This window comes from Alteromonas gracilis (genome assembly GCF_043642145.1).
GTDB classification, from domain to species: Bacteria; Pseudomonadota; Gammaproteobacteria; order Enterobacterales; family Alteromonadaceae; genus Alteromonas; species Alteromonas gracilis_B.
Genome location: NZ_JBHZRZ010000010.1, coordinates 1 through 24493, shown reverse-complemented (window position 1 = coordinate 24493; position 24493 = coordinate 1). Strand labels below are relative to the sequence as shown.

23 protein-coding genes are annotated in these 24493 nt (G+C 42.2%); 14 read left to right on the top strand and 9 right to left on the bottom strand.

The window, feature by feature from the left end; all coding sequences use genetic code 11:
* Window positions 1–4 precede the first annotated feature (4 nt).
* From ACHUFN_RS16370 to ACHUFN_RS16360, 3 genes are read right to left on the bottom strand one after another with little or no spacing between them, the layout of a single operon-like run.
* Window positions 5–490, bottom strand: a complete 486-nt coding sequence (locus ACHUFN_RS16370) for a Rab family GTPase (RefSeq protein WP_394223563.1) — start codon at window positions 488–490, stop codon at window positions 5–7.
* Between the two features lie 15 nt (window positions 491–505).
* Window positions 506–2269 carry an OmpA family protein gene (locus ACHUFN_RS16365; RefSeq protein WP_394223562.1) on the bottom strand — a complete coding sequence of 588 codons (1764 nt, stop codon included), beginning with the start codon at window positions 2267–2269 and terminating at the stop codon, window positions 506–508.
* A 3-nt stretch (window positions 2270–2272) separates the two neighbouring features.
* On the bottom strand, window positions 2273–2824 hold the full coding sequence (locus ACHUFN_RS16360; protein ID WP_394223560.1) for a hypothetical protein: 552 nt from the start codon (window positions 2822–2824) through the stop codon (window positions 2273–2275).
* A 351-nt stretch (window positions 2825–3175) separates the two neighbouring features.
* Here ACHUFN_RS16360 and dusA point away from each other — a divergent pair, with 351 nt between their 5' ends.
* The 10 genes from dusA to ACHUFN_RS16310 all read left to right on the top strand — a co-directional run bounded on the left by dusA (window position 3176) and on the right by ACHUFN_RS16310 (window position 12699).
* Complete coding sequence (gene dusA / locus ACHUFN_RS16355; RefSeq protein WP_394223558.1) at window positions 3176–4192, top strand: tRNA dihydrouridine(20/20a) synthase DusA; 1017 nt, start codon at window positions 3176–3178, stop codon at window positions 4190–4192.
* Window positions 4193–4384: 192 nt separating this feature from the next.
* Entirely contained in the window at window positions 4385–4672 is a 288-nt protein-coding gene (locus ACHUFN_RS16350; RefSeq protein ID WP_394223556.1) for a hypothetical protein, read from the top strand.
* Window positions 4673–5006: 334 nt separating this feature from the next.
* Entirely contained in the window at window positions 5007–5675 is a 669-nt protein-coding gene (gene pspA / locus ACHUFN_RS16345) for a phage shock protein PspA (protein ID WP_394223554.1), read from the top strand.
* 63 nt (window positions 5676–5738) lie between these two features.
* Window positions 5739–5939: a PspC domain-containing protein gene (locus tag ACHUFN_RS16340; protein ID WP_394223553.1), complete on the top strand. Its 201-nt coding sequence runs from the start codon at window positions 5739–5741 to the stop codon at window positions 5937–5939.
* Complete coding sequence (locus tag ACHUFN_RS16335; RefSeq protein ID WP_394223552.1) at window positions 5939–6301, top strand: hypothetical protein; 363 nt, start codon at window positions 5939–5941, stop codon at window positions 6299–6301. Before ACHUFN_RS16340 ends, ACHUFN_RS16335 begins: the two co-directional genes overlap by 1 nt.
* A 154-nt stretch (window positions 6302–6455) precedes the next feature.
* Window positions 6456–7448: a DUF2333 family protein gene (locus ACHUFN_RS16330; protein ID WP_394223551.1), complete on the top strand. Its 993-nt coding sequence runs from the start codon at window positions 6456–6458 to the stop codon at window positions 7446–7448.
* Between the two features lie 3 nt (window positions 7449–7451).
* Complete coding sequence (locus ACHUFN_RS16325; protein WP_394223550.1) at window positions 7452–8207, top strand: TIGR04219 family outer membrane beta-barrel protein; 756 nt, start codon at window positions 7452–7454, stop codon at window positions 8205–8207.
* A 211-nt stretch (window positions 8208–8418) separates the two neighbouring features.
* A complete protein-coding gene (locus tag ACHUFN_RS16320) occupies window positions 8419–10242 on the top strand; it encodes an assimilatory sulfite reductase (NADPH) flavoprotein subunit (protein ID WP_394223548.1) in 1824 nt (607 codons plus the stop codon).
* On the top strand, window positions 10242–11963 hold the full coding sequence (gene cysI / locus ACHUFN_RS16315) for an assimilatory sulfite reductase (NADPH) hemoprotein subunit (protein WP_394223546.1): 1722 nt from the start codon (window positions 10242–10244) through the stop codon (window positions 11961–11963). Before ACHUFN_RS16320 ends, cysI begins: the two co-directional genes overlap by 1 nt.
* Entirely contained in the window at window positions 11953–12699 is a 747-nt protein-coding gene (locus ACHUFN_RS16310) for a phosphoadenylyl-sulfate reductase (RefSeq protein ID WP_394223544.1), read from the top strand. The genes cysI and ACHUFN_RS16310 overlap by 11 nt, the downstream gene beginning before the upstream one ends.
* Here ACHUFN_RS16310 and ACHUFN_RS16305 read toward each other — a convergent pair.
* Window positions 12696–13601: a TIGR03899 family protein gene (locus ACHUFN_RS16305; protein ID WP_394223543.1), complete on the bottom strand. Its 906-nt coding sequence runs from the start codon at window positions 13599–13601 to the stop codon at window positions 12696–12698. The genes ACHUFN_RS16310 and ACHUFN_RS16305 overlap by 4 nt on opposite strands.
* Before the next feature lie 142 nt (window positions 13602–13743).
* On the opposite strand from ACHUFN_RS16305, the gene ACHUFN_RS16300 reads away from it, so the two are divergent.
* Window positions 13744–15969, top strand: a complete 2226-nt coding sequence (locus tag ACHUFN_RS16300) for a bifunctional diguanylate cyclase/phosphodiesterase (RefSeq protein WP_394223541.1) — start codon at window positions 13744–13746, stop codon at window positions 15967–15969.
* On the opposite strand, the gene ACHUFN_RS16295 is transcribed toward ACHUFN_RS16300, so the two are convergent.
* Window positions 15966–16532, bottom strand: a complete 567-nt coding sequence (locus ACHUFN_RS16295) for a uracil-DNA glycosylase family protein (RefSeq protein ID WP_394223539.1) — start codon at window positions 16530–16532, stop codon at window positions 15966–15968. The genes ACHUFN_RS16300 and ACHUFN_RS16295 overlap by 4 nt on opposite strands.
* A 127-nt stretch (window positions 16533–16659) precedes the next feature.
* On the opposite strand from ACHUFN_RS16295, the gene ACHUFN_RS16290 reads away from it, so the two are divergent.
* Window positions 16660–16965 (top strand): pyridine nucleotide transhydrogenase, encoded by a 306-nt coding sequence (locus ACHUFN_RS16290; RefSeq protein ID WP_394223537.1) that lies wholly within the window; start codon window positions 16660–16662, stop codon window positions 16963–16965.
* Between the two features lie 54 nt (window positions 16966–17019).
* Here the strand turns inward: ACHUFN_RS16290 and sthA are convergent, their stop codons facing one another.
* Both sthA and ACHUFN_RS16280 read right to left on the bottom strand, forming a co-directional pair.
* A complete protein-coding gene (sthA, locus tag ACHUFN_RS16285; protein WP_394223535.1) occupies window positions 17020–18441 on the bottom strand; it encodes a Si-specific NAD(P)(+) transhydrogenase in 1422 nt (473 codons plus the stop codon).
* A 268-nt stretch (window positions 18442–18709) separates the two neighbouring features.
* Window positions 18710–19837, bottom strand: coding sequence for an acyl-CoA desaturase (locus ACHUFN_RS16280; protein ID WP_394223533.1), 1128 nt, complete (start codon window positions 19835–19837; stop codon window positions 18710–18712).
* Window positions 19838–20177: 340 nt separating this feature from the next.
* Here ACHUFN_RS16280 and fabR point away from each other — a divergent pair, with 340 nt between their 5' ends.
* A complete protein-coding gene (gene fabR / locus ACHUFN_RS16275) occupies window positions 20178–20777 on the top strand; it encodes an HTH-type transcriptional repressor FabR (RefSeq protein WP_394223531.1) in 600 nt (199 codons plus the stop codon).
* 122 nt (window positions 20778–20899) lie between these two features.
* Here the strand turns inward: fabR and trmA are convergent, their stop codons facing one another.
* The gene (trmA, locus tag ACHUFN_RS16270) at window positions 20900–21997 is read right to left on the bottom strand and encodes a tRNA (uridine(54)-C5)-methyltransferase TrmA (protein WP_394223529.1); all 1098 of its coding nucleotides are present in this window, start codon (window positions 21995–21997) and stop codon (window positions 20900–20902) included.
* 180 nt (window positions 21998–22177) lie between these two features.
* Between trmA and ACHUFN_RS16265 the strand changes: the two genes are divergently transcribed.
* Window positions 22178–23491: a DUF5610 domain-containing protein gene (locus ACHUFN_RS16265; protein WP_394223527.1), complete on the top strand. Its 1314-nt coding sequence runs from the start codon at window positions 22178–22180 to the stop codon at window positions 23489–23491.
* Between the two features lie 76 nt (window positions 23492–23567).
* Here ACHUFN_RS16265 and ACHUFN_RS16260 read toward each other — a convergent pair whose 3' ends face one another.
* Window positions 23568–24032: an RNA recognition motif domain-containing protein gene (locus ACHUFN_RS16260; protein WP_394223525.1), complete on the bottom strand. Its 465-nt coding sequence runs from the start codon at window positions 24030–24032 to the stop codon at window positions 23568–23570.
* Window positions 24033–24493: the final 461 nt, after the last annotated feature.

Below are 24493 nucleotides of genomic sequence, written 5' to 3'. Positions count from 1 at the left end.
TCTCCTACCAAAATGCAATTGTACTGAATAAGCTTTCTACATTTTCACCGGTTTTCGCACTTGTTTTTATAAGTGATGTAAATTTCTGAGCATAGGAGTTAAGCTCCTCTTCACTCCAATGCCAACTAGAAGGGAGGTCGGTCTTATTGACGACGAAAAATGCTGGAGTATTGGGATAGTGCTCTTTAGCAAGTTCTAGAATTTCCATGCCCTCAAGTAATGACTGAGAGCGAGTCTGATCAACAACGATAATATAAGCGCTCGCGCCGCGTAGGTAACGTGGGTTAAACCCACAGTATCTATCTATGCCCTCTAAATCCCAGAGTAAGAGCTGCACATCACGACCATCTTTATTGACTTGTTTCTTATCTATTTTTACGCCAATAGTTGTCTTGTATTTTTCAGAAAAAATACCTTCTACAAATTGTTTGATTAGGCTAGTTTTACCAACTCCAGTAGGGCCTAAAATACAAACTTTCTTCTGTATCACCGCAAAGTTTCCTTGCTATTGCTCATTGGATATTAAAACATTTAACATTACTGAGCGCCCCATAGATGCCTCCTGCAATGGCAGTTCTCCTAAACTCACGGGTATTAGAATATCACCATCTACGCCAAGTGAAACAAATGAATTCACGACATTCTCAGCGCGTTTCTGACTTAACACACGATTGCGAACGCTCGAGCCAGAATTATCGCTGGCCCCCATTACAACAATGCTGACTACGTTTTTCGTTTTATCTGCAAGCAATATTAATTGTTTTATGTCGTTTGCCAGTAGTTCCAGTTTAGCTAACTGTACTTCAGAAAGCGTTGCTTGGTTAGTCGCAAAAAGAACATTTTCGGAGGAAATTTTGTTTACTAGCTTGTTAAGCGAGGCTTTTTGAAGCGCTGCATCGTCAATGTGGTACGCAGCTTTAACCTTGAGTGCGCTTGTTGAAATGCTTAGTGTAGAGATACCTGCAATAGCGCTTAATTGCTGGTTAAAGTTTATCGAGGTTGCTGGCAATACGGTGCCAGAAATGATGAAGCTATTGTCCTCCCCCTTCTCTAAAGTAATACTCTCTGACTTATCAAGAGGGAAGTTGCTAACAAGTTTTTCTAATTTACGTTCAATAACACCAAATTTAAGTGAAACAAAGGGCTCTTCAAGCACCGTCACTCTTTTGGTGTCAATATCGTTTTCGCTCAACCATTGCTCAACACTGGTCGCAATGGGATCTCGTAGTATTTTTGCATGCACGTTTCCATTAGAGACATAGGCGTCGGTGACGATAATGCCTGGTGGTGGTCTGAGCTCGTGTAGATCATTTTTCAAAATGCTTAAAGATAGGCGCATAATAGATAGTGCAACTAACGCCACAAGCAAAGCCAGAATTAAGACAGCGCCCCATAGCCGTTTTGATTTATTATCTTCACCATCCTTCCTTTCACTTACTAAGCAGTCTGCAAGTATGCTTTCGCATCCATCAAAAGGTGTATTGTCGCCTTCGTAGCTAATAAGTGGCTTTTGATAAAATTGATGAAACTCTTCTAATGTTTGCTGAAGCTTAAGTCTAACCGCTGGTGGGACACTGCCAATAACCGCTGCAACGAGTATTGCTTGTGGTCCGACCTTTATCAATAAAGTGAAATCTTCTGTTTTTATTTCTCCCAGTTCATTTTCTGATTCGGCACTAGTTTCACCGAAGGCGTCGGCAACAAAATCATTAATAGCCACAAGCATGGAAGAAATGAGATCCGCATTTTTTTCTTTATCCGGGTCTGAAGAAATGCTGTGAAGCAATGTGCCTGTTTCTCGATGAATAACGAGAAGCTGCAAAACTTGATATTGATAGATCTGTGAGGCGATATACTCTGAGTACTTAATTCCAGATTGCCAAGCTTTAAATCGCCATGAAATACTTTTGGGACTTAAGCTGTTTTCGATAAGTGCGTTAGTGCGCTCTACAAACTCCACAAGGAAGGACGATACTGCTTTTCGAACTAGCGTACCGACCAGAGGGTAAAGCGTACCAACTATCTTTTCGCTATTAGCTTCAATTGACCGGTGAAGCGATTTCTCGACCAGGGGCACTAGAACTTTGTTTACAGATCCGTCTTTTGATTCGCGCTCTATTAACGCTTCTGAAACAACATTGCTCACCACGCCTTTTGCATCGCGTTTCAGCTTTTCTTGAATGAACTTGTCGTCCCGTCCAATTAGTATCTCTCGGACCGTGTCTAGAGAGCTATCCGATAATTTTGACGGCGGCACTTTTTCAGTCATTAATTAATGATCGGTAGCAAGGTTGGTAGCCATGGTAGAAAGCAAGTTTGCCAGCGTTTTTCTGTCTGTTTTACTCTCTGAAAGCTCACTGGTAACCTGTTGAAGCTTTTCCAACAATTCTTGATGACGTTTGCTGAACAAACTATCGAGAGACTCAAGTTCTTTAACCACGTGAGCTTCCAGCGCATCGTTATCGCTCTTGGCCGCTGTCTCAGCAATTTCAAGCTCGCTTTGTAGTTTGTCAGTGGTATTTTGAAGTTGCGCTTGAACACTACTATGGCTGTCATTAGCACTGGCTAGCTGATTTGATAGCGCATTGATTTGCTGATCAATCAGCTTGCGTATATCGTTAAACTGTTTGTCTAAATGCGTGTTTAGTTCCGCAAAGCTTTCATTTACCCGTGACTCCAATGCCGAGAGGTCTGCCCTAAACGCGCGATTAGTTTGGCCAAATAAAATTTCTCTTAGCTGACCTAGCTCGTCTTTTGGTTGAGGCTCGCTGTCTGTTTGATTAGCGTTTTGTACTCGCTGATCCTTCTGCTTATTGTCCGCCATAAAATCTCTCCGGTAGGCACACAATAGTGCACCTTAAAGGTAAATTAGCTGCATCTACATCTTTGCTTGAAGTTATAAATATGTTCAGTAAATCTACAATAGCCTCTATTTGTGAACTTTGAAATACGCTATAAGCATAATACTGGTAATTACCTAATTAAAAATAACCTCTTATTCAGCTAGTTGAATGCTCATTTAAATAAAAGTGCGCCCAAGTGCAATGAAGCGAGTCTGTAAGGGCTCATCAAATATTGCTCAGTAACATTGTTTTTTTATTGAACATAGGTACTATACGCGCCGCGCGCGCAAACGTGCGGGTTAAATGCAACAACTGTTTCTGAGGTTTCTGTCGTGTCGATTACTCCATTAAATCGTAAGTTCTCTGTCGCTCCAATGTTGGATTGGACAGACAGACATTGCCGGTATTTCTTACGCTTAATGTCTAAGCACACACTTCTTTACACCGAAATGGTAACTACAGGTGCCATCATTTACGGCAAAGGTGATTACCTTGGGTACAACCAAGAAGAGCACCCAATAGCAGTCCAGCTAGGAGGTAGTGATCCTTCTGACATGGCTAAATGTGCAGAACTGTCGCAAGAGCGCGGCTATGATGAAGTGAACATTAACGTAGGTTGCCCAAGTGACAGAGTTAAAAACGGCAGCTTTGGTGCATGTTTGATGGCGCAGCCAGAAGTGGTAGCAAGTTGTGTTAAAGCCATGCAGGCGGCAGTTGATATTCCCGTTACTGTAAAGTGCCGAATTGGTATTGATGACATGGACGAAGATGAAGACTTTGCCCGTTTTATCGAAACAGTAGCAAACGCAGGGTGCGATACCTTTATTGTTCATGCGAGAAAGGCATGGCTTCAAGGGTTGAGCCCAAAAGAAAACCGGGAAATTCCGCCACTTAATTATCCTAGGGTTCACAGGCTTAAACAAGCTCATCCCGATTTGTCTATTAGCATTAATGGTGGCATTAAGACACTTTCAGAAACGCAGCAGCAATTGGAAAGCGTTGATGGTGTGATGGTAGGGCGTGAGGTTTACGCTAACCCTTTTATTATGGCAAGTGTCGATAAAGAAATATTTGGTGATACAAATGCAACGAGTATCTCTCGCCGCGAAATAGTGCTTCAGATGCAACAATATATAGAACGCCAAGACGATCCATATTTTAAGCCGTGGCATGCAGCTCGACACATCTTAGGGCTATACCAAGGGCAAGCAGGTGGACGTATTTGGCGACGATACTTAAGCCAAAATGGTACGGGGAAGAACCCTGATCCTAATTTACTTTTAAATGCACTAGATGCGGTTGAAAATGCGCAAAAGGAAGTGGCGGCCTACAATAGTCAAAAAGACTAACGACTTAGTATTTTTGACCAAAGTTTAATATTTGTTCAATTTGAAAAAGCTCGCACATCTGCGAGATTTTTTGTTAAATTCTTTTGTTTTCATTAGTTTATATGTTTATTTAGAACTTGGCACAGCTCTCGCAACCCTTTAATCATCGCAACGACGGCGTGTTGTTGCACTGACTAGAATTAGAGGGAAATTATGAAAACTTCATTAATCGCAGCAACTTTACTGACAGCAAGCATGGCAAGCAGCGTAGCAAATGCAGAAGAGTCAGTGCTTCAATCTTTCGTTTCAAACATGGTTTCAAACGCTGTTGCATCAACCACTTACGAGCTAAAAGCTGATGTGTATCAGGCGGTTGCAAACGCAACATATCATTTTGAGTTAAGCCCACAAGAAAAACGGTCAGGCGGTAAAGTGAGCGTGACTGATTTGGTTGTCGCTGTTAAGCCTGAAGGTGGCTCAACAGAAGAAGACGCCGATTAATTTTAAACGCTGCTGAAGAATAAAGCGCCCAAGGGCGCTTTTTTTGTGTCTAAAACAACGTAAAAAAAACGGACCTAAAACCAGCGCTTCTATAGGTGGTCAATTTAACAATTTCATTGGTTAAATCGGCTAATAATTTGTTTTTGTATGTGATGTAATCAGCTGTTGTTTGTTTTAAATTCTATTTAAATCCTTATAAAACAATGCTTTAAATATTTGGCACAGTCATTGTAATACTAAAGGTGTTGAGAAGAACTCAGTAAATGGTAACTAGCAGCGAGCTTCACGAAAATAATGCTGGAAGCCAAAAACAAATTTAAACGGAGAAATAATCATGGGTATGTTTTCACGTATTAACGATATTGTTCAAGCAAACATCAACGCGATGTTAGACAAAGCAGAAGATCCTGAAAAAATCATTCGTTTGATTATTCAAGAAATGGAAGAAACCTTAGTTGAAGTTCGTACTGACGCAGCGCGCTTTATCGCTCAGCAGAAAACGATTGCACGTCATATCGCATCTGCAAATAAAGAAATAGAAGGATGGCAACACAAAGCTCAGATCGCAATGAACAACGACAAAGAGTCGTTGGCTAAAGCAGCATTAATTGAAAAACAAAAATATGTAGCGAAGCTAACTTCTCTAGAAGAACAAGAAGCACACCTTGCACAAAGCATCGAAAAAATTCAGGGCGACACTGCGCGATTGAACAGTAAATTGGCGGAAGCAAAGGCTAAGCAAAAAACATTGGTTCAGCGCAAGCATTCCGCACAAACACGCTTAAAAGTAAAACAGGCTGATCACGAAAGTAAAATCGATGACGCAATGATGCGCTTTGAGAGTTACGAACAGCGAATTGATCATTTAGAAGCGCAAGTGGATGCGTATGATCTTACAAAGTCGAATGACGCAACGTCGCTACAGGCCGAGTTTGATGCAATGGAAGCAGACGAAACTATAGAGAAAGAATTGGCTGAGCTTAAGAAGAAAAAGGTCGCCTAAGCGACCTTGCGTACCGCCAACTCATATTGTGGATATCAAAAGTAAGAAATTTTGGAGAAGATGATGAAAGTACCAACACAAAAGCGAATTTACCGAGACCTTGATTCTGGAATCATTTCAGGTGTGTGTGCAGGTGTAGCACGTTATTTTGATATAGACGCAATATGGGTAAGAGCGGCAGCGGTAGCTGGTTTGTTTATGGCTACACCTATTACGTTAGTGGCTTATATTGCAGCTGTAATCTTATTGCCGAGATTAGTGTAATGAAAAACTTTCTGATTGCTTTAGTTATCGCCATTATTTTGGTGAATTGTTTAGGTAGCTTAGTTGATAGTTGGTTAGGCATGCACTTAGTTATGTCAGACGAGTTGCTGGAACCTTGGGAAAACGTTGCTGTATTATCGCTGGTAGGTGCGGTGCTAGTTGTTGTCGGGTTTGTGGTTGCAATTAGCGTTGTGGGCACGGTGTTATTGGCATTGGGTGCTGGTTTTCTTGCCTTGTTGGTTGTAGGTGTGAGCGCGTTTTGGCCTATTATCCTTATAGCGATTGCGCTATATGTTTTAAAAAAGAGAAACTCAGTAGCCTACAGGCAGCAAAGTGACAGAAATATGCACCACAATGTATAACCATCATAATTTTATTTAAGTTGTGTTAACGTAGTAAAAAGTGGTGACATGAAGTTTCTGTCATAAAGGTTTCGCAATTTTCACATAATGTTAAAACCACAAATAGCTGACCGTTGTCGGCTATTTGTTATTTAGAAGGAAGGTTGGTGTTTATATGAGACAATCTATTAACGCAAAATGGATAGCGATTGTCGCTGCGGTAGTTTTTCTACTTTTCTGGTTAGTCGGATGGTATTGGAGTTTATCACCAGATACATTCGACGTAAGAAAACGTTTGGAACAGAGTTCATCAGTAGAAAACCCGACGAATATAGCGGGCTACACATTAACAACCACCATGATCGATGTTTCTGAAACCCTACTAAACAAGTCGGGTGGGTACATTTCTAACGACATCACTCCCCCTGGAATCTTTTTAGATAACATGCCAGCCTGGGAATTTGGCGCACTGGAAATGGTGCGTGACCTTGCGCTTTCTATGCGTAAGGATTTCAGCCGCTCTCAATCTCAATCTATCGAAAACCCTTACCTCACCAAAGCCCACCCAAAGTTCAATATGGACCACAAAAGTTGGGCATTACCTTCATCTGAGTCAAGCTACGCTGACGGTGTTGAGCTTCTAAAAAAATACCGTGACGAGCTAGCGAATACCCGAAATTCTGACAGTCAGTTCTATACTCGTGCTGACAACTTGCGTGAGTGGTTAAAACAGGTAGAAAAAAGATTAGGCAGTTACTCACAAAGATTAAGTGCCAGCGTGGGATCTGCTAGACTCAATACTGATTTGGCAGGTGATTCTAATGCGAGACAATCTTCGCCTGTGGCCAATCAACGGGTTGTAAAAACAAGTTGGTGGAAACTAGACGATAACTTCTATGAAGCGCGCGGTGCAACGTGGGCTCTACTCCATTTTCTAAAAGCCGTAGAAATAGAATTCTACGATGTGCTAGAAGATAAGAATGCATTGGTCAGTCTTCAACAAATTATTCGTGAACTGGAAGCGACTCAACAGTCTGTATTCAGTCCGATGATTTTAAATGGCAGTGGTTTCGGCATGTTAGCGAACCATTCTTTGGTAATGGCAAACTATATTTCGCGCGCAAACGCTGCTTTAATTGAACTTTCAGAACTTCTAAATCAAGGATAATTAATGAAAAAGGGTTTAATAGCCGCCGCATTGGGATGCGCACTAATTGCAGTTCCATCTCATGCCGACACTATTGCGGGCGTTTACGTTGGAGCACAAGTTTGGCAAACCGATACGCAGGGTGGCTTTGCTGATAGTAACAATACAGCTGACTTTAACTTTGACGATGAGACCAATACGGCGCTATACATTGCCTTTGAACACCCTGTTCCCTTCTTACCTAACGTTAAAGTAAATCACACAACGTTAGATAACTCGGGTACTACAACGCTTCAGTCAGAGTTTATTTTTGATGATGAATTGTTCCGAAATGATGCTGTTGTAAATACAGATATCGAAATTGATACAACAGATTTTATTTTGTATTACGAGCTATTCGATAACGATTTAGTCAGCTTTGATTTGGGCGTTAACGCAAAGTATATCGATGGAGCACTGAGTGTTGTTGAGCGTGACAGCGACACTAGCGGTTCTGCTGAATTCTCAGGCATTGTGCCAATGGCATACTCAAAGGTTCAGCTAGGTTTACCGTTCACTGGTTTATCAGCCTATTTTGAAGGTAGTTATCTTTCGTTTGACGATCACGAGTTAAGTGATTATCAGGCCGCCGTTCAATATTCATTTATTGAAAGCTTAGCGGTTGATATGACACTTCAGGTGGGTTACAGAAACGTAACGGTTGATATTGAAGACTTAGATGACGTTTATGCTGACATGGAATTTGACGGCGTATTTGCTGGGCTAGAACTTCATTTTTAAACCTTAAATGCAGGTTTTGAAAGGCGTGGCTGCTGTTGTAGCGCACGCCTTTTTTATTTTCAAAAATGAAGTTATTTATAAAATTTTGTAAGTGTTATTACTTATGCACTTAGTCATTAGCACTTTCAGTAATAAAAAAGTTTCATTTATTCTTTTCTCTTCTTGAAGAAAGTCGTTAGCCTTAGCGCCATTGATAAAAGGCTAAAAGACTATGTCACAAGATTCTAATTTGAACTCAGCGCCAGGCGCGGTATTAAACGAACAGCAATGGAATGCAATTACGCAAGCCATTTCAGGCTTAAATCGTGATCAACTTACATGGGTAAGTGGTTATGCTGCGGGCATGGCAGCAGCACAAGGCGGTTCGGTTGCACCTTCGCTACAGAACGCGCCGGCAGTATTGGGCGATGCGCCAACGCTAACTATTTTGTACGGCTCACAAACGGGTAATGCAAAAGGCGTAGCTGCGCAGTGTCAAGCTAAAGCGGAAGAAGCAGGCTTTAACAGCAAGTTAGTTAGCATGGCAGATTACAAGCCTCGTAACTTGAAAGCTGAAACTCACGTTGCGGTATTTGTAAGTACCCATGGTGAAGGCGACGCGCCAGACGATGCGATTGAACTTCACGAGTTCTTAGCAGGTAAAAAAGCGCCAAAGCTAGCTAATACTAAATACGCTGTACTTGGGTTAGGTGACAGTAGCTACGAGTTCTTTTGCCAAACGGGGAAAGATTTTGATGAACGCCTGAATAAATTAGGCGGTAAAGCCATTGTTGAGCGCCTAGATTGTGACGTTGATTACGAAGCTGAAGCCGAGGCATGGTTAAGTAAGCTAATCGAATCGCTAAAAGAAGATTTTAGTGCTGCACCGCAAACAGCAGTAGCGGCGCAAACTGGCGCAGCGGTGCAAGGTGTAGCAGCGCAGACGTACACCAAAAAAGCACCATTTAAGGCAACGTTGATTGATGCGCAGAAAATTACAGGCCGTGACTCAGTAAAAGACATTCGCCATATTGAAATAAGCCTTGAAGACAGTGGTATTACCTATAAGCCTGGTGATGCGCTTGGCGTATGGTTCAAAAACTCAGCATCTCTAGTGTCAGAGCTTATTAGCATTTTGTCAGTAGATGGGAATGCAGAAGTATCTGTGGCTGACGCGAACATGTCACTCACCGAAGCACTTACTTCAAAACTTGAATTGACCTTAAGCTACCCTAATTTCATTAAGTCATATCAAGCGGCAACAGGCTCTGAGTCGTTGGCGGCATTAATGGAAGACAAAGCACAGCTTCGTACCTACATGGCAGAGCGTCAGATCATTGATATTGTGCGCGACCATCCAGGTAAACTAAGTGAACAACAGTTGGTCGATGCACTGCGCCCGCTAACGCCTCGTCTGTACTCGATAGCGTCTAGCCAAGCTGAAGTGGAAGAAGAAGTTCATTTAACGGTAGCTCACGTTGACTACGAAGCCTTTGGTCATCGTCATCAAGGCGGGGCGTCGGGCTTCTTGTGTGAATACTTGGAAGAAAACGGCGATGTAGAAGTGTTTGTTGAAAACAACGACAACTTCCGTTTGCCGACTGACCCGAATACACCAGTAATCATGGTAGGTCCAGGCACTGGTATTGCACCGTTTAGATCGTTTATGCAAGAGCGTGACGTACAAGGTGCTGAAGGTAAAAACTGGTTGTTCTTTGGCAACCCACATTTCACGCAAGACTTTCTGTATCAGGTGGAATGGCAAAGTTACGTAAAAGAAGGTCTGCTAGACAAAATTACGCTGGCATTCTCTCGTGACCAAGAAGAAAAAGTATATGTTCAGCATCGTTTACTAGAAAACGGTAAAGAAGTGTACGAATGGCTAGAGCAAGGCGCACACTTCTATGTGTGTGGCGATGCAATGCACATGGCGAAAGATGTAGAAAACGCCTTAATTAGTATTGTGCAAGAGCACGGCGGTAAATCTGAAGCCGATGCAAAAGCCTATGTTGTAGAGTTACGAAAAGCGAAACGTTATCAGAAGGATGTCTATTAATGAGTAACGGAAAATCACCATTTATCGTTGAGGGCAAACTGGCTGACAACGAGCGCTTAAAGCGTGAAAGTAATAATTTGCGTGGCACTATCACTACCGATCTTAAAGATGATTTAACCGGTGGTTTTACGGCTGACAACTTCCAGCTCATTCGTTTTCACGGTATGTATCAACAAGACGACCGTGATATACGCGCTGAACGTGCAAAGCAGAAACTTGAGCCGCTTCACAATGTAATGCTGCGCGCCCGTTTACCAGGTGGAGTTATCACGCCCGACCAATGGCTTGCTATCGATAAATTTGCAGCCGACCACAGTATTTACGGCAGCATTCGTTTAACTACCCGTCAAACTTTCCAGTTTCACGGTGTGTTAAAGCCTAAAATTAAGTCAATGCACCAAATGCTAAACAAGGCAGGCATCGACTCTATAGCAACGGCAGGCGACGTAAACCGAAACGTACTATGTACATCTAACCCTGTCGAGTCTGAGCTTCATCTTCAAGCGTATGAATGGGCGAAGAAGATAAGTGAACACTTACTCCCTAAAACTCGCGCGTATGCTGAGATTTGGTTAGATGGCGAGAAAGTTGAAACAACTGAAAAGCCAGTTGAACCAATTTTGGGTGATAACTATTTACCGCGTAAGTTTAAAACTACGGTTGTTATTCCTCCGCAAAACGATGTGGACGTTCACGCGAACGACCTTAACTTTGTTGCCATTGCAGAAAATGGGCAACTAGTTGGTTTTAACGTGCTTGTTGGCGGTGGTCTTGCTATGACTCATGGCGACAAGAGCACATATCCGCGCAAGGCGTCTGATTTCGGGTTTATTCCGTTAGAAAACACGTTAGACGTGGCCGCTGCGGTTGTAACAACTCAGCGTGACTGGGGAAACCGTGTTAATCGTAAGAACGCGAAAACCAAATACACACTAGAGCGTGTTGGGGTAGATAACTTCAAAGCTGAAGTTGAAAAGCGCGCAGGCGTCACGTTTGAAGACAGCCGACCTTATGAATTCACGGGCCGTGGCGATCGCTTTGGCTGGGTTGAAGGCATTGACGGGAAGTACCACCTGACGGTGTTCATTGAAAACGGCCGTATTTTAGATTACCCAGGTAAAACATTGAAAACGGGCTGTGCAGAAATCGCCAAAATCCATAAAGGTGATTTCCGTCTAACGGCAAACCAGAACTTAATCATTGCTGGTGTTACGCCGAAAGACAAAGACAAAATTGAGGCGCTAGCCCGTGAACACGGACTTATTGCCCCATCAATATCTAACCAGCGACTAGATTCAATGGCCTGTGTTGCATTGCCAACCTGTCCACTAGCTATGGCTGAAGCAGAGCGTTATTTGCCAGATGCCGTTACCGAGTTAGAAGGCTTGCTTGCAAAACACGGTTTAGAAGAAGACAGCGTTATTTTCCGTGTTACTGGCTGCCCGAACGGTTGTGGGCGCGCTATGTTGTCTGAAGTTGGTTTGGTAGGTAAGGGCCCAGGTAAATACAACCTGCACTTGGGTGGTAACCGAGAAGGTACGCGTATTCCACGTATGTATCGAGAAAACATTAGTGAACAAGAAATCATGGCTGAACTGGACACGCTACTTGGTCAATGGGCCAAAGAGCGTGAAGCGGGTGAAGCATTCGGTGATTACGTTGTTCGCGCTGGTGTTGTAAAACCAGTAGTAGACTCCGCACGGGATTTCTATGACGAATAATACAGCGATAAAGCAGCAGCCACTTACGCTTGATATCAGCAAGGAAGCCCTTGCTGATATTAATGAAACGTTGGAGAAAATGACAGCGCAAGAGCGAGTTGCTTGGGCGTTGGAAAACTTGCCTGATACTCACATTGTGTCTTCGAGCTTCGGAGCTCAGTCGGCGGTTATGCTGCATATGCTTACCCAAGCACAACCAGATATTCCTGTTGTGCTTACTGATACGGGTTATCTGTTTCCAGAAACCTACAAGTTCATCGATGAACTTGTAGAAAAGCTTAAGCTGAACCTGCATGTTTACAGTGCGGGTTTGTCATCTGCATGGCAAGAAGCTAGGTTCGGCAGACTTTGGGAACAAGGCATTGAAGGTATTGAAAAATACAACAAGATGAACAAAGTTGAGCCGATGCAACGAGCCCTGAGTGAGCTTGATGTAGGTACGTGGTTTGCCGGTCTACGTAGAAGCCAATCGGATACAAGAGGAAAGCTGCCAGTACTTCAGAAAGTAGGGCAGCAGTTCAAGCTTTACCCAATCATTGATTGGAGCAATAAAGACTTACATTACTACCTTAAAGAAAACGACTTGTCTTATCACCCGTTGTGGGAGCAAGGATATGTTTCAATTGGCGATTGGCATACCACGCAATCGCTACAAGAGGGAATGAGTGAGCAAGACACACGCTTCTTCGGACTGAAACGAGAATGCGGTTTGCACGAGTTTGGTGACGGTATTTAACTGACGTTAAATACCTCGCCCAATACCGTTTTAATGGCCTGTTGGTACGCTTCATTGGGCGATTTGGTAACTAACTTATAAAGCTCACTTCCTACTGAAGTAAATTTATAATAAACCAAAGCAACGCCTGACGTTTTGCACGTTAATGTCATGTTTTCATTAACACAACGCCACGTCACTTGTTGACCTTCATCATACTCTCCACTTTCAATTTCACTAGCGTAGATCAACTTCATCTCTTGTAAAGATAACAAATCGGGGTAGCTTAACCCGACCGTCGCCAAATTAATTTGTTCAGGTACAGGTCGTTTAAGAAGCGAAAGTAGACCTTTGCGTTTGTGGTAACCTACAAGAATGCGTGGAACCGCATCGTTACTTCTTCGGCTTGCTACATTTACGGCTTTATTAAATACTTGAGCATCACGGTGTGTAAGCGTCTTAAGCAATTGTAGGGTGCGCAAAGAGAAACTGCCGGGGCGTGCAACTTCAACAGCAAAAATTTTTCCCCATAACTCCTGCATCGGAGGGCTGTAAATCTCTTCAGCCATTGTGCTGAAAGCAAAAAACCAGTCGGGATCAAGATTATCGCTAGTTTGTTCGTTGATTGTTACATTTAATGCTATATTTAATACAGCTTGAAGGTTGCTCGCTTTTTGGGTTTCTAAAATTTGTTTTCTTCGTTCTAGCGCATGCTTTTGCTTTTTAGGATCAGGAGACATCATAGAGGGGCTAATGCCCACTCTTGCGAACCACGAAAGCATGCGTTGGCGACTCGCATCGGTTTTTACCGTATCAGTCACCTTATCCGCTGCCACCGGGATGGCTGCCGACTTGGTAGTGTTTTCTCCCGTTTCCTGCGATTTTTTAACCTCAGGAGAAAAGTGCTGGGATGTAATCTTCATAAATGCTTAAATGATCGAATGTAAAATGGCATGTAACATGAGAGCACTATTGCATTGCGTCGTCTATTTATCAATGTCATCGTTGCTCTTGTGCATTGAGTAGCACATTCTTGTTTTGTATGTATCGAGGAAATAAGCGGTAATGTCGGCAATGGATTATGATAACGACGAGTTAATATTTTTAGAAGATGATGGCTCGGTTGAAGAACAAGTCTCGTTAGGCAAAGACTGGAACATTCTTATTGTTGATGATGACGAAGAAATTCACACCGTAACGCGTCTCGCGCTGTCTGATCTTGTCGTAAATGATCGCAAGCTAAACTTCATTCATGCGTACTCTGCGAAACAAGCCAAAGAAAAGCTTCATGAACACGGTAATAGTATCGCTATTATATTACTAGATGTTGTTATGGAGACGGATGACGCAGGGTTTGATGTCGTAAAATACATTCGCGAAGACATGAAATTATTAGAGCCGCGAATCATCTTACGTACAGGCCAGCCGGGATATGCACCCGAAGAGCAAGTCATAAAAGTTTACGATATCAATGACTACAAAACGAAAACTGAGCTTACTCGCGCTAAATTACTCACTACCATCATTTCCTCACTTCGCTCTTATCAACAAATCATTACTATTAGCCAAAGCCGTGCAGGGCTTGAGAAGATCATTGCGTCCTCATCTAATCTGTTTGAAGAACACTCAGTAAAAGAGTTTTGCGAAGGGGTGGTAACGCAAATTAGTTCGCTGATTGGTCTCGATTCAGAAGGCTTGTTGTGTGCCAGAGCGGGTTCGTTATTAGATCAAGAAGACAAAGAAGTATATGTACTGGGAGCTGCTGGCGAGTATGCAAAATACTTTAACAAGCCCGTAACTACTCTGAATAATTTAGAAATTGAAGAAAATATCAATCGCTGTTTACGTCTTAAAACACATATTTTCGAACCGAGCTGTTCTGTACTTTACATTAGCCGCGCAGGTTTTGAAGCTGCTGTTTTTATTAGGCAAACCCATGAAATTGGTGAGCTAGACAAACACCTGCTTGAAGTTTTTCTTTCAAGCATATCTGTGGGATACGAAAACGTTAATCTGTTCCATGAACTGAGAAACGCCGCGTTTAGGGATTGGCTCACCCGCCTGCCGAACCGCAACGAATTTATTAACATGTTAGATAAGCCCCATTTGTTCGCTGGAGACAATTACAATGTGGCGCTTATCGATGTGAATCACTTTTCGGATATCAATGACGGACTAGGTCAAGACATAGGAAACGAGTTGTTAAAAGCGATTAGCGATCGTTTTAAAACATCTTTTGATGCCGTTGTTAAAAAAGGGCGTATTGGTGCCGATGTATTTGGCTTAATTGGGCCAGATGAATTTGTTTGTCCCGAAGCAATCAACGATATTTTTCAATCGTCATTTCAAGTTGGCGATCATACACTTCCTCTAAATATTACCCTTGGCCTTTGTAAATTAGATAACAAGCGCAATATTGGTATTGAGATTTTAAAACGAACCAATATCGCATTGAATCGTGCCAAGAAGAACCTCACCGATAATTTCGAATATTACGCAAAAGACATTGAAGATCAGACAACGTGGCGTCTTGACATGATACGTCGGCTACGCAGCGACTTTGCGTCAAGAAAGTTGGAGCTTTGGTTTCAACCTCAAGTTGATTTATTAAGTGAAAAAGTCGTCGGTATGGAAGGGCTACTTCGTTGGCCAGACGGCGAGGGTGGTTACATCTCGCCAGCAGTGTTTGTGCCATTGGCAGAGTATTCTGGGCTAATTGTTGATATCGGTGAGTGGGTATTAGAAGAGTCTTGCCGTCGTTTACAAGAATTGAAAGAAAAAGGCTATGGTCATTTACGGGTAGCCGTGAATATTTCCATACCTCAATTTCGTGACAGGTTATTTGTAGATAAAGTGAAGCATGCCCTTTCAAACGGTAACTGCGATCCTAACTTGTTAGAATTGGAAATAACGGAAAGCGTGGTGATGGATGAGCCTCAAATCGTCATTGACGCGTTGCGCTCGTTAAAAGAATTTGGTGTTCAAATTGCCATTGATGATTTTGGTACTGGCTTTTCGTCAATGAGCTATCTCCAGCAGCTTCCCTTAGATCGATTAAAGGTAGATCGCTCGTTTGTGAAAGACATAAAACCTGGAGCCAGTGCGGTTCTAGCAGAGACGGTTGTTACATTAGGCAATAAACTGGGCCTATTGACCATAGCGGAAGGCGTAGAAAAAAGAGAGCAGGCAAGTTACATGATTAAATTAGGATGTGACGAGGCCCAAGGTTATTTATATGCTAAACCGATGCCCTTTGACGCGCTTTTGCAGTTTTTAGAGGAACAAGACTAGCTGAGTAAAGCAGACTTAATTGCTTGCTGTAATTGAGGGATAATCGTTAGCTCGAACCAAGGGTTCTTAGCAATCCATCTATTGTTTCTGCCAGACGGGTGGGGCAGTACAAATTGTGTATCGGTAGGAGTGCGCACAGCCTCAGTTAAGGTTTTGTACTGTGGGAGATAATACTGTTGCGAGTAACGTCCTACATAAAGTGTTAACTTAGGTTTTAAGTAGAAAAGAAATTCGTTATGCCATGCAGGCGCACATTCTTTTCTAGGTGGCGCATCGGCTCCGTTTTTATAACCTGGAAAACAAAAGCCCATAGGTAACACAGAAATTAAGCTAGGGTTGTAAAATGTTTCTCTAGACACAGACAACCAATTGCGTAAACGATCCCCGCTGGGATCATCAAAAGCGACGCCGCACTCATGGGCTTTCAATCCGGGGGCCTGCCCGATAATGAGTATTTTAGTTGATGGGGCGGTGTTTAAAATAGGGTTGGGCTTGTGAGGAAGGTGAGGGGCACATAGCGTGCAATTCTTCGCTCTGATCACTAATTTTTCGTGCCCTTCCAAATTTTTTCTCCAAATATTTCGTTTTGTAATACTTTTGTCATAAAACTATGTTCTTAGTTTGACTATCTCATGTATATACAGTATGTTTATTAGTGACAGCAAAAGACTGTAACACAGGAGAAGAAACATGCGTAAAGTAGTACTAACCTTAGCTCTAACAGCTGCCTTTGGTATTGCGCATGCGGAATCTGGTAGTAACCAGCTTTTCGATTGCATGGATGCGAAAACATTCGAAATGAATAACCAATGTATGTCTGACAAAATCGGCAATAACATTCGTTTCCGTGATGCACAAGCAAAGTTGATCGACATAGCAAGCGAAAGTCAGGGTGACTACGCGATTGCAACTATGACTTTCGATCAAGAAAAAATGCACATTGATATCGTAGCACATAAAGATTCGCTAAATGCGCTTGCTGCGAACCGTAACTAATTTATAGTTAACGTATAAGAGCCGGCGACAATTTCGCCGGCTTTTTTATTTCTGTTAGAAAATTCTGTTCAACCCATTAATTGCCGCTACCCGGTAAGCTTCAGCCATTGTTGGATAGTTAAACGTGGTATTAACGAAGTAATCGATGGTATTACCTTCACCCTTCTGCTGCATAATTGCTTGGCCGATATGAACAATTTCAGACGCACGTTCTCCAAAGCAATGGATCCCCAAAATTTCTTTCGTTTCCCGATGAAACAGAATCTTAAGACTACCTGTTTGAGTTGACGCAATTTGCGCTCTAGCCAAATGCTTAAATTGGGCTCTGCCAACTTCGTAGGGCACTTTAGCGGCGGTAAGCTCTTGCTCAGTCTTACCTACCGAGCTAATTTTAGGAATGGTATAAATGCCAGACGGAATATCTTCCACTAAGGCCGAGTGTGTTTTTATACCAAGCATGGCTTCTGCTGCGAAGCGACCCTGATTGTATGCCGCAGATGCTAGGCTTGGATAACCAATGACATCACCTACTGCATATACGTTTTCAACGTCGGTTTGATAGTTTTCATTAACACGCAACTGTCCACGACTGTCGGCTTTAAGCCCAATGTTTTCAAGCTTAAGCGTATCTGTATTACCTGTGCGGCCATTAGCAAAGAGCATACAATCGGCACGCATCCGTTTGCCTGACTCTAAATTTAAAATCACTGAGTCATCGGTGGCTTCAACCGAAGCATAGGTTTCGTTGTGACGGATAAGCACTCCGTTGTTCCACAGGTGATAACTTAACGCGTCAGAAATTTCGTCATCTAGGAAGGAAAGCAAGCGATCGCGCATATTTACAAGGTCAACTTTAACGCCCAGCCCCCTGAAAATGCTGGCATATTCAGATCCTATTACACCTGCACCGTAGATAATAATAGATTTGGGATCGTGATCTAAAGACAATATCGTATCTGAGTTATAAATACGCGGGTGGTTAAAGTCGATGTCTTTTGGACAGTAAGGGCGCGATCCTGTCGCAATTGCAATTTGCCCTGCTGTTACCGTATCTTTTGAGCCATCTTTACGGGTTATTTCTAATGTGTGTGCATCTTTAAAACTGGCTTCACCATGAAATAGGGTCACACGGTTTCTGTCATAAAACGATGAACGTAACCGAGTCTGGCTTTTTACCACACCACTCGCGTGGCGCATGATGTCTGAAAATGTGAGACTTTTGCTTAGATGATTATCGGCAAATAATGGTGAAGAGTTGTATTCAATGAGTCGGCTTACTGAATGACGAAGCGCTTTAGATGGAATGGTTCCCCAGTGGGTACAGCCGCCTCCCACAGCTTCGTAGCGTTCCACAACTGCCACTTTTTTACCTGCCTTGGCAAGTTGCATTGCAACGCCTTCCCCACCAGGACCTGTACCGATAACAATAGCGTCGTAATGATAAGTTGGGGTTGTGTTTTTTTGCTTCGTTGCCATCGTGCTTTCCCGTTTGTAAGTATTTTAAATACGGTATAATTAACCAAAGTAACTGCCGTACCTTATCAATGGTACAGTTGATAACCGTGTAGACGACTTTTCAATAGAGGTTTATGTGCTGTGTAAGCAAAACCAATGGTTGAAGATCACAATGTCTCAGATTAACGATGTTGTCCGAGTTGTAATTCATACTATAGAATAAAAAAAACCACATAAGCATGGGCTTATGTGGTTTTTATGATCCTAATATAAATTAAGTACGGCAGAATTACGCCATTTGTAATGACAAACTTTGTAAATGGGTCCACTTTTCTTTTTGAACAGCAAAAGCGTGTTTCAGTTCTTTGTATTTATAAACGAGCTCTAGCCCTTCTAAACTGCGTTTAAGCGTTTTTTGCTTAATACGCATTACACGTTTTTTCGTAGCGTAGTATTCGCTCATGCGCTGCATTAACAGGTCGTACTCTTCTTGAATAGTGTGCATCATCTCTTCTGCGTTTGGTAGCAACGAAACATTCTCGCTAGCACGTTGCAATTGCATAGCGGCAAGCGCCTTCTCGATGCGTTCTTCAGGTACTCGACGTAAATTAGACGTTAGGCCAACAAATGAAAGCCCTCTTATTAGCCACTTTGTCGGGTCAAATTGATACCAACGAATACCATTACGGTAGTCATATTCGAAGATATGATGGTAGTTGTGGTAACCCTCACCAAAGGTGAAAAAAGCCAGAATTCCGTTATCACGTGCCGTGTTCTTATCAGTATAAGGCTGGCTACCCCAGAAGTGAGCTAAAGAATTAATGAAAAACGTTACATGGTGTACCAATACTAAGCGAAGTACACCAGCAATTAAGATCATACCGAAAACATCACCGTTCAAGTAACCCAGAAGGCCAGTAATACCAAAGTTGGCAGCCAACACAATGGGCAAATAGTAATTGTGTTGCCACATTACTACTTTGTCTTTTTGTAGATCTCTACAATTGCTGTAGTCGTCATAACGCTTAGCTTGATATTCGCGCAACATCCAGCCGATGTGCGCAAACCAAAGACCTTTCTTTGCTGAGTAAGGGTCTTTATCGTTGTCATCAACGTGACGGTGGTGAATGCGATGATCCGATGACCAGTGCAAAATACTATTTTGCAGGGCCATGGCACCGCCTATCGCAAGAATTACGCGTACCACTACATTGGCATCGTATGTCTTGTGCGACCACAAGCGGTGATAACCAGCAGTAATAGACATACCGGTAAAGTAAAATAAAAATATTGCCGCACCGATTTCTGCCCAATCAATGCCTTGATATGCCACCCAAAGCGGCACACCAATAAATGCTATCGCGCCAGATATTATAAATACCAGCACATTAGTTAGAATAAGAGGAGGTTTTTTCATTTTATACAACTTGGCTTACAACTGTTCGCTAATTTATCGTTTTACGAGGCTTCAGGCAAGCAAAACCCAGATAAGTTCTGCTTACAAGTGTAAAGTTTTATTATAGTAAACCTAAGCTGAATCGCTCGAAATTTATTAAAATTTCTGCTTAATGCTTGTTTATAAAAGAGATGATTTTGTTTCTCTTTAACCACTGGCATATGTTGGGATAAACTACACATGCTATTCTTTGCTGTACGAAGTTTGATTGCGTTAATGGCCAATTAGATAACGTGGAAGCTTATGTATCCAAGTGCTAAGAGTCATCTGGCCTAAAAGCAAATAAACTAATGGTGTGAATGTGAGTCGACAAGAACAGAAATTAAAAACCCGCCAAAACATAATCAATGCAGCGTTCTCTCTGCTTGATGAAAATCGTAGTCTATCTGCAATCAGTCTACGGGAAGTCGCTAGAGAAGCGGGTATTGCACCAACATCGTTTTACAGACATTTCAAAGATATGGATGAATTGGGTTTGACGCTGGTTGATGAAGCGGGGTTAGCATTGCGTCAACTCATGCGCCAGGCTAGACGGCGCATTGCATCTGGCGGCGGTGTTATTCATACCTCAGTTGAAACTTTTATGGAATTCATTGCTGCAAACACGAATGTTTTCCGATTGTTGCTGCGTGAACATACGGGAACATCGTCTGCATATCGACTGGCCGTATTTAGAGAAATTCAGCATTTTATTGATGAGCTTACTGATTACATTATTGAACAGCAGGGTGTTGAATACACGTGTGCGCAGCTTCAGGCTGACGCCATGGTAAGGCTTGTATTTAGTGCTGGAGCCGAAGCGCTTGAAGCCGATGATAAACTTCGTCGCGAAATCGGCGAAAGGGTTAAAGCACAGCTTCGGTTTGTTCAAATGGGCGCAACGCAGAAAAAAGCAAAATGAAACTAGGGCTAATAAACCTTTAAATATTCGTCTTGCCAAGGTTTTCCAAAGCCCTCGGCAGAGAATTTACAACAAGGGTTGATAAGCGAGGGCCCTTGTTTCTTAAAGACCCATCTTAAATTCTAGCTTTTACGCGTAAGTAAAACACCCGCTTCAATATGGTGAGTAAAAGGAAACTGATCGAACAGCGCAGATTGCGCAACGTCGTGAGTTTCACTAAGTAGTTCAAGGTTTTGTGCTAAGGTTTCAGGATTACATGAGATGTACACAATATTGTCGTAGTCTTGAATCATTCTAAGCGAGTCTTCATCTAAGCCAGCTCGTGGAGGATCAACCAATACGGTTGTGAAATTATAAGTGCTAAGGTCAACACCTTCTAAACGGCTAAACGTACGCTCACCTTTCATGGCTTGGGTAAATTCTTCAGCGGCTAAACGCACAATCTTTACGTTGTTAAGCTGATTTTGCTCAATATTAAATTGCGCAGCCTGCACAGAAGGTTTTGCAATTTCGGTACCTACCACATGATCGAAGTGAAGCGCTAGCGGCAGTGAGAAGTTACCTGCGCCACAGTACATTTCAAGTAAATCACCAGAAAGTGGCTTTACACATTCCAACGCCCATTCAATCATCTTACAGTTTACTTCGGCGTTAGGCTGGGTGAAGCTGTTTTCGATATGCTTAAATATAAACTCTCTACCATTTACTGGTAAGCGCTCTATTACGAAGTCGTCCTCAATAATGAGCTTTTGCTTTCTTGCTCGGCCAATGATATTTACTTTTGGAAAATGGGTTTCCAAGATAGCCTTTAATGCTCTTGCAGCAATTTCCCACTCTTCATCTAACTGACGATGATACAAAAGGCTGATAACAAGCTCGCCAGATAACGCTGAAAGATAATCTATTTGGAATAACTTTTTTCTAAGAGCTTCGTTTGGTCGTACTTCTTTTAGTAACATCTCCATTGCATCATTAATTGCTTTACAGGCAGGAGGGAAATTATCTACGCGATATTTCTCTTTAGTTTGCTGATCAAACATGATGTGAAATAAATCATCCCCTTCATGCCAAACCCTAAACTCGGCACGCATTCGGTAATGTGTTGGCTGAGATGAGTAAACTGAAATCTTGGGTGCGTTGAATGGAGAAAGTAACGCAGTGAGACGATCTACCTTCTCGTCTAACTGGTTTTGATAGCGTTGTTGTTCGGTCGCGGTCATAAAATTCTCCATTCTTTGTTGAGGTCGCGAATTGTAGTCCCTTATAAAATAACTGCAACACACGCTATGCACTTCTGCATTAATAATTGTCAAAGTAGTAGTAGTAAAAAAAGCTGTATTAAAATTAAACAATACTGATTTGTTGCCGATAATAAGAAAGAGGATAGTGAGGATCAAATTATGAACGTGGGTCAAATTAAAGCGTTTATGAGCGACCAAAAGGTCGATCAAAAGGCGGATCAAAGGGCATCTACACACCCAAACGAAGCGTTGAAAAAGCAGTTGCAGCAAGACGGATTACAGCAAGCTGCTGAATTTTCAAAGCAACAAGCGGCGTCAGTATCTGTTTCAAGCAGCCAGACCAGTATTGGCTTACGTGTGGTTAGTAGTAGCCTAAACCAAGCGTTAGATATAGATGGGCAAAAGCCACAAGAAACGAAAGAGAAAAGCCTGGAAGAGAAATCAACTAGCTTATTCGATTTTGAAAAAGTAGCTAGAAACGTACTTAAATTTGTAGGTGGCGTGATTCGCGGGGCAGCTGATAGCGGTGCTAGCGACGAAAAGCTGAATAGTTTGTTTAGCCAAGCGAGGGATGGAGTAAGTCGCGGCTTCGCTATGGCTGAAAAAGATCTTGCAGGATTTATGAATGAGGAAATTGAACAGGGTATAACGAAAAGTCGCGATCTCATCGATACAGGTATCAACGATCTAGAGACCGATATTTTTGGTCGCCAGCAACCAAATGCAGTAACGCTTTCATCGTTAGAGGCTATAGCGGCATCTGATGAAAAAAGCGGGAGTTTGTTAATTCGAACTAAAGATGGCGATGAGGTGAGTCTCAGCTTCGAAAGCTTACGCTCATTTCAAGCTACCCAGCAAATCACCTATCAAGCTCAGGTAACTCAAGATCAACAGACTGATAATGGTGTGCAAACAGAAAGCGGTACTACGCTGGCATATTCACAGCAAACATCTTATGAATACTTTGAGCGCAGTGGTATCAGCTTTTCTTTGAACGGTGAGCTCGATGAAGATGAGCTTAAGTCGATTGCAGACTTAGTTGGACAAGTTCAAGACTTAGCAGATACGTTTTATAGGGGTGATATAGACAAGGCCTTTGAAGAGGCCCTTAGTTTAGGCTTCGATGACAAAGAGTTAGTTGGCTATGCTCTTCAGCTAAATAGGACTACTCAGTCTGAAGTCTTGAAGACATACGAAAATATTCAGCACTACAACGAAGACAAGGGTGGCAACGATAAGTTTGGCAACGTGGTGAGCCCAGTATCTCAATATTTAGAAAAAATGATGGATACATTCGCTAATGCAGAAAAGAAATTAGCAAGTAGTGAAGACTACAACACCTTAATCGCAGGTTTAATCAATGAAATGAAGGACGTTCAGGTTCCAGACCTTGTGTCAGCGATAAATAGGTTTCGAGCGTTCAATCAAACTTTACTAGATGGATTGCCTCAAACAGCAGAGACACGTGAATAGTCATAGTGCCTAAAAATAAAAAGCCCGGTAGCGTTAGCAAACCGGGCTTTTTTGTATCATAGCATTATCTTACGTACTAGGCGTGCTCAACCTTATCCTTCGCAGGACGAACCTTAAGCGTTCGTTCTTGAAAGATTGAATCGTTAGTTTTATCAATAACACTATTAAGGTCGTCAGTTACAACTTCAATAAAGCCGTATCCTTTTCGTTTTCCGGTCTTGCGATCTTTCATCAAACGAACAGACTGCACTTCAATAAAACTGCTGAAGTATTCCTTAACAGCACTTTCGTTTGCTCTATATGGCAAATTACCCACATAAAGGGTTTCGATTGCTCCTTCATCGGAACGTACTCTAGCATCTGAGGAAGATGAACTTTGAATAAGAGACGCTAGCCATGGAGTAACGATACCGCTTATCAGCAGAGCTGCAGATACGGTCAGCGGAACATGAACGTTTAAACTAGCAGAAGAAAATAACAAGTAACCTGCGATTGCAAAAATAGCGCTAATAACAGCGCATTGAATAAAGCCTACTTTCATATACCTACCTTTCTATTGTTTATTATGGTGTTGGAGGCTGTATATAGTTTACTCATTTGTAACAAATTGAACAATAAAATGTGAAAAAACTAGTCTAAAGATGCATTAAGCCTTAAGAAATGATGCAGAAATGAGCGGTTAACGACAAAAGTGGCCTAAAAAGCAAAAAAATCCAATTTAAGTGTTGATCTTTTACAGGAGGTATCTATAATGCGCTCCACGTTCTGAGGGGGCTTCGAGAAAAACAAAGTCAACTTAGCAACAAGTGCGAAACCAAGTTTTCTAGTAAATAAAAAGTTTAAAAACATGGTTGACATCGAAAATAAACGATGTAAAATGCGCACCTCACTCGAGCAGGGTGAGTCACTAAGAAGCAACGGCTTTTAGTGAATGTTCTTTAAAAATTTAGACAAGACAATCTGTGTGGGCACTCGTTAAGAGTGTCACAACGACGATTCATA

What these genes read in the sequence shown, in the direction of transcription:
- ACHUFN_RS16365 (WP_394223562.1), bottom strand. Translation starts at nt 2,269, where the DNA reads ATGACTGAAAAAGTGCCGCCGTCAAAATTATCGGATAGCTCTCTAGAC.
- ACHUFN_RS16360 (WP_394223560.1), bottom strand. Translation starts at nt 2,824, where the DNA reads ATGGCGGACAATAAGCAGAAGGATCAGCGAGTACAAAACGCTAATCAA.
- ACHUFN_RS16350 (WP_394223556.1), top strand. Translation starts at nt 4,385, where the DNA reads ATGAAAACTTCATTAATCGCAGCAACTTTACTGACAGCAAGCATGGCA.
- pspA (WP_394223554.1), top strand. Translation starts at nt 5,007, where the DNA reads ATGGGTATGTTTTCACGTATTAACGATATTGTTCAAGCAAACATCAAC.
- ACHUFN_RS16340 (WP_394223553.1), top strand. Translation starts at nt 5,739, where the DNA reads ATGAAAGTACCAACACAAAAGCGAATTTACCGAGACCTTGATTCTGGA.
- ACHUFN_RS16335 (WP_394223552.1), top strand. Translation starts at nt 5,939, where the DNA reads ATGAAAAACTTTCTGATTGCTTTAGTTATCGCCATTATTTTGGTGAAT.
- ACHUFN_RS16330 (WP_394223551.1), top strand. Translation starts at nt 6,456, where the DNA reads ATGAGACAATCTATTAACGCAAAATGGATAGCGATTGTCGCTGCGGTA.
- ACHUFN_RS16325 (WP_394223550.1), top strand. Translation starts at nt 7,452, where the DNA reads ATGAAAAAGGGTTTAATAGCCGCCGCATTGGGATGCGCACTAATTGCA.
- ACHUFN_RS16320 (WP_394223548.1), top strand. Translation starts at nt 8,419, where the DNA reads ATGTCACAAGATTCTAATTTGAACTCAGCGCCAGGCGCGGTATTAAAC.
- cysI (WP_394223546.1), top strand. Translation starts at nt 10,242, where the DNA reads ATGAGTAACGGAAAATCACCATTTATCGTTGAGGGCAAACTGGCTGAC.
- ACHUFN_RS16310 (WP_394223544.1), top strand. Translation starts at nt 11,953, where the DNA reads ATGACGAATAATACAGCGATAAAGCAGCAGCCACTTACGCTTGATATC.
- ACHUFN_RS16305 (WP_394223543.1), bottom strand. Translation starts at nt 13,601, where the DNA reads ATGAAGATTACATCCCAGCACTTTTCTCCTGAGGTTAAAAAATCGCAG.
- ACHUFN_RS16300 (WP_394223541.1), top strand. Translation starts at nt 13,744, where the DNA reads ATGTCGGCAATGGATTATGATAACGACGAGTTAATATTTTTAGAAGAT.
- ACHUFN_RS16290 (WP_394223537.1), top strand. Translation starts at nt 16,660, where the DNA reads ATGCGTAAAGTAGTACTAACCTTAGCTCTAACAGCTGCCTTTGGTATT.
- sthA (WP_394223535.1), bottom strand. Translation starts at nt 18,441, where the DNA reads ATGGCAACGAAGCAAAAAAACACAACCCCAACTTATCATTACGACGCT.
- ACHUFN_RS16280 (WP_394223533.1), bottom strand. Translation starts at nt 19,837, where the DNA reads ATGAAAAAACCTCCTCTTATTCTAACTAATGTGCTGGTATTTATAATA.
- trmA (WP_394223529.1), bottom strand. Translation starts at nt 21,997, where the DNA reads ATGACCGCGACCGAACAACAACGCTATCAAAACCAGTTAGACGAGAAG.
- ACHUFN_RS16265 (WP_394223527.1), top strand. Translation starts at nt 22,178, where the DNA reads ATGAACGTGGGTCAAATTAAAGCGTTTATGAGCGACCAAAAGGTCGAT.
- ACHUFN_RS16260 (WP_394223525.1), bottom strand. Translation starts at nt 24,032, where the DNA reads ATGAAAGTAGGCTTTATTCAATGCGCTGTTATTAGCGCTATTTTTGCA.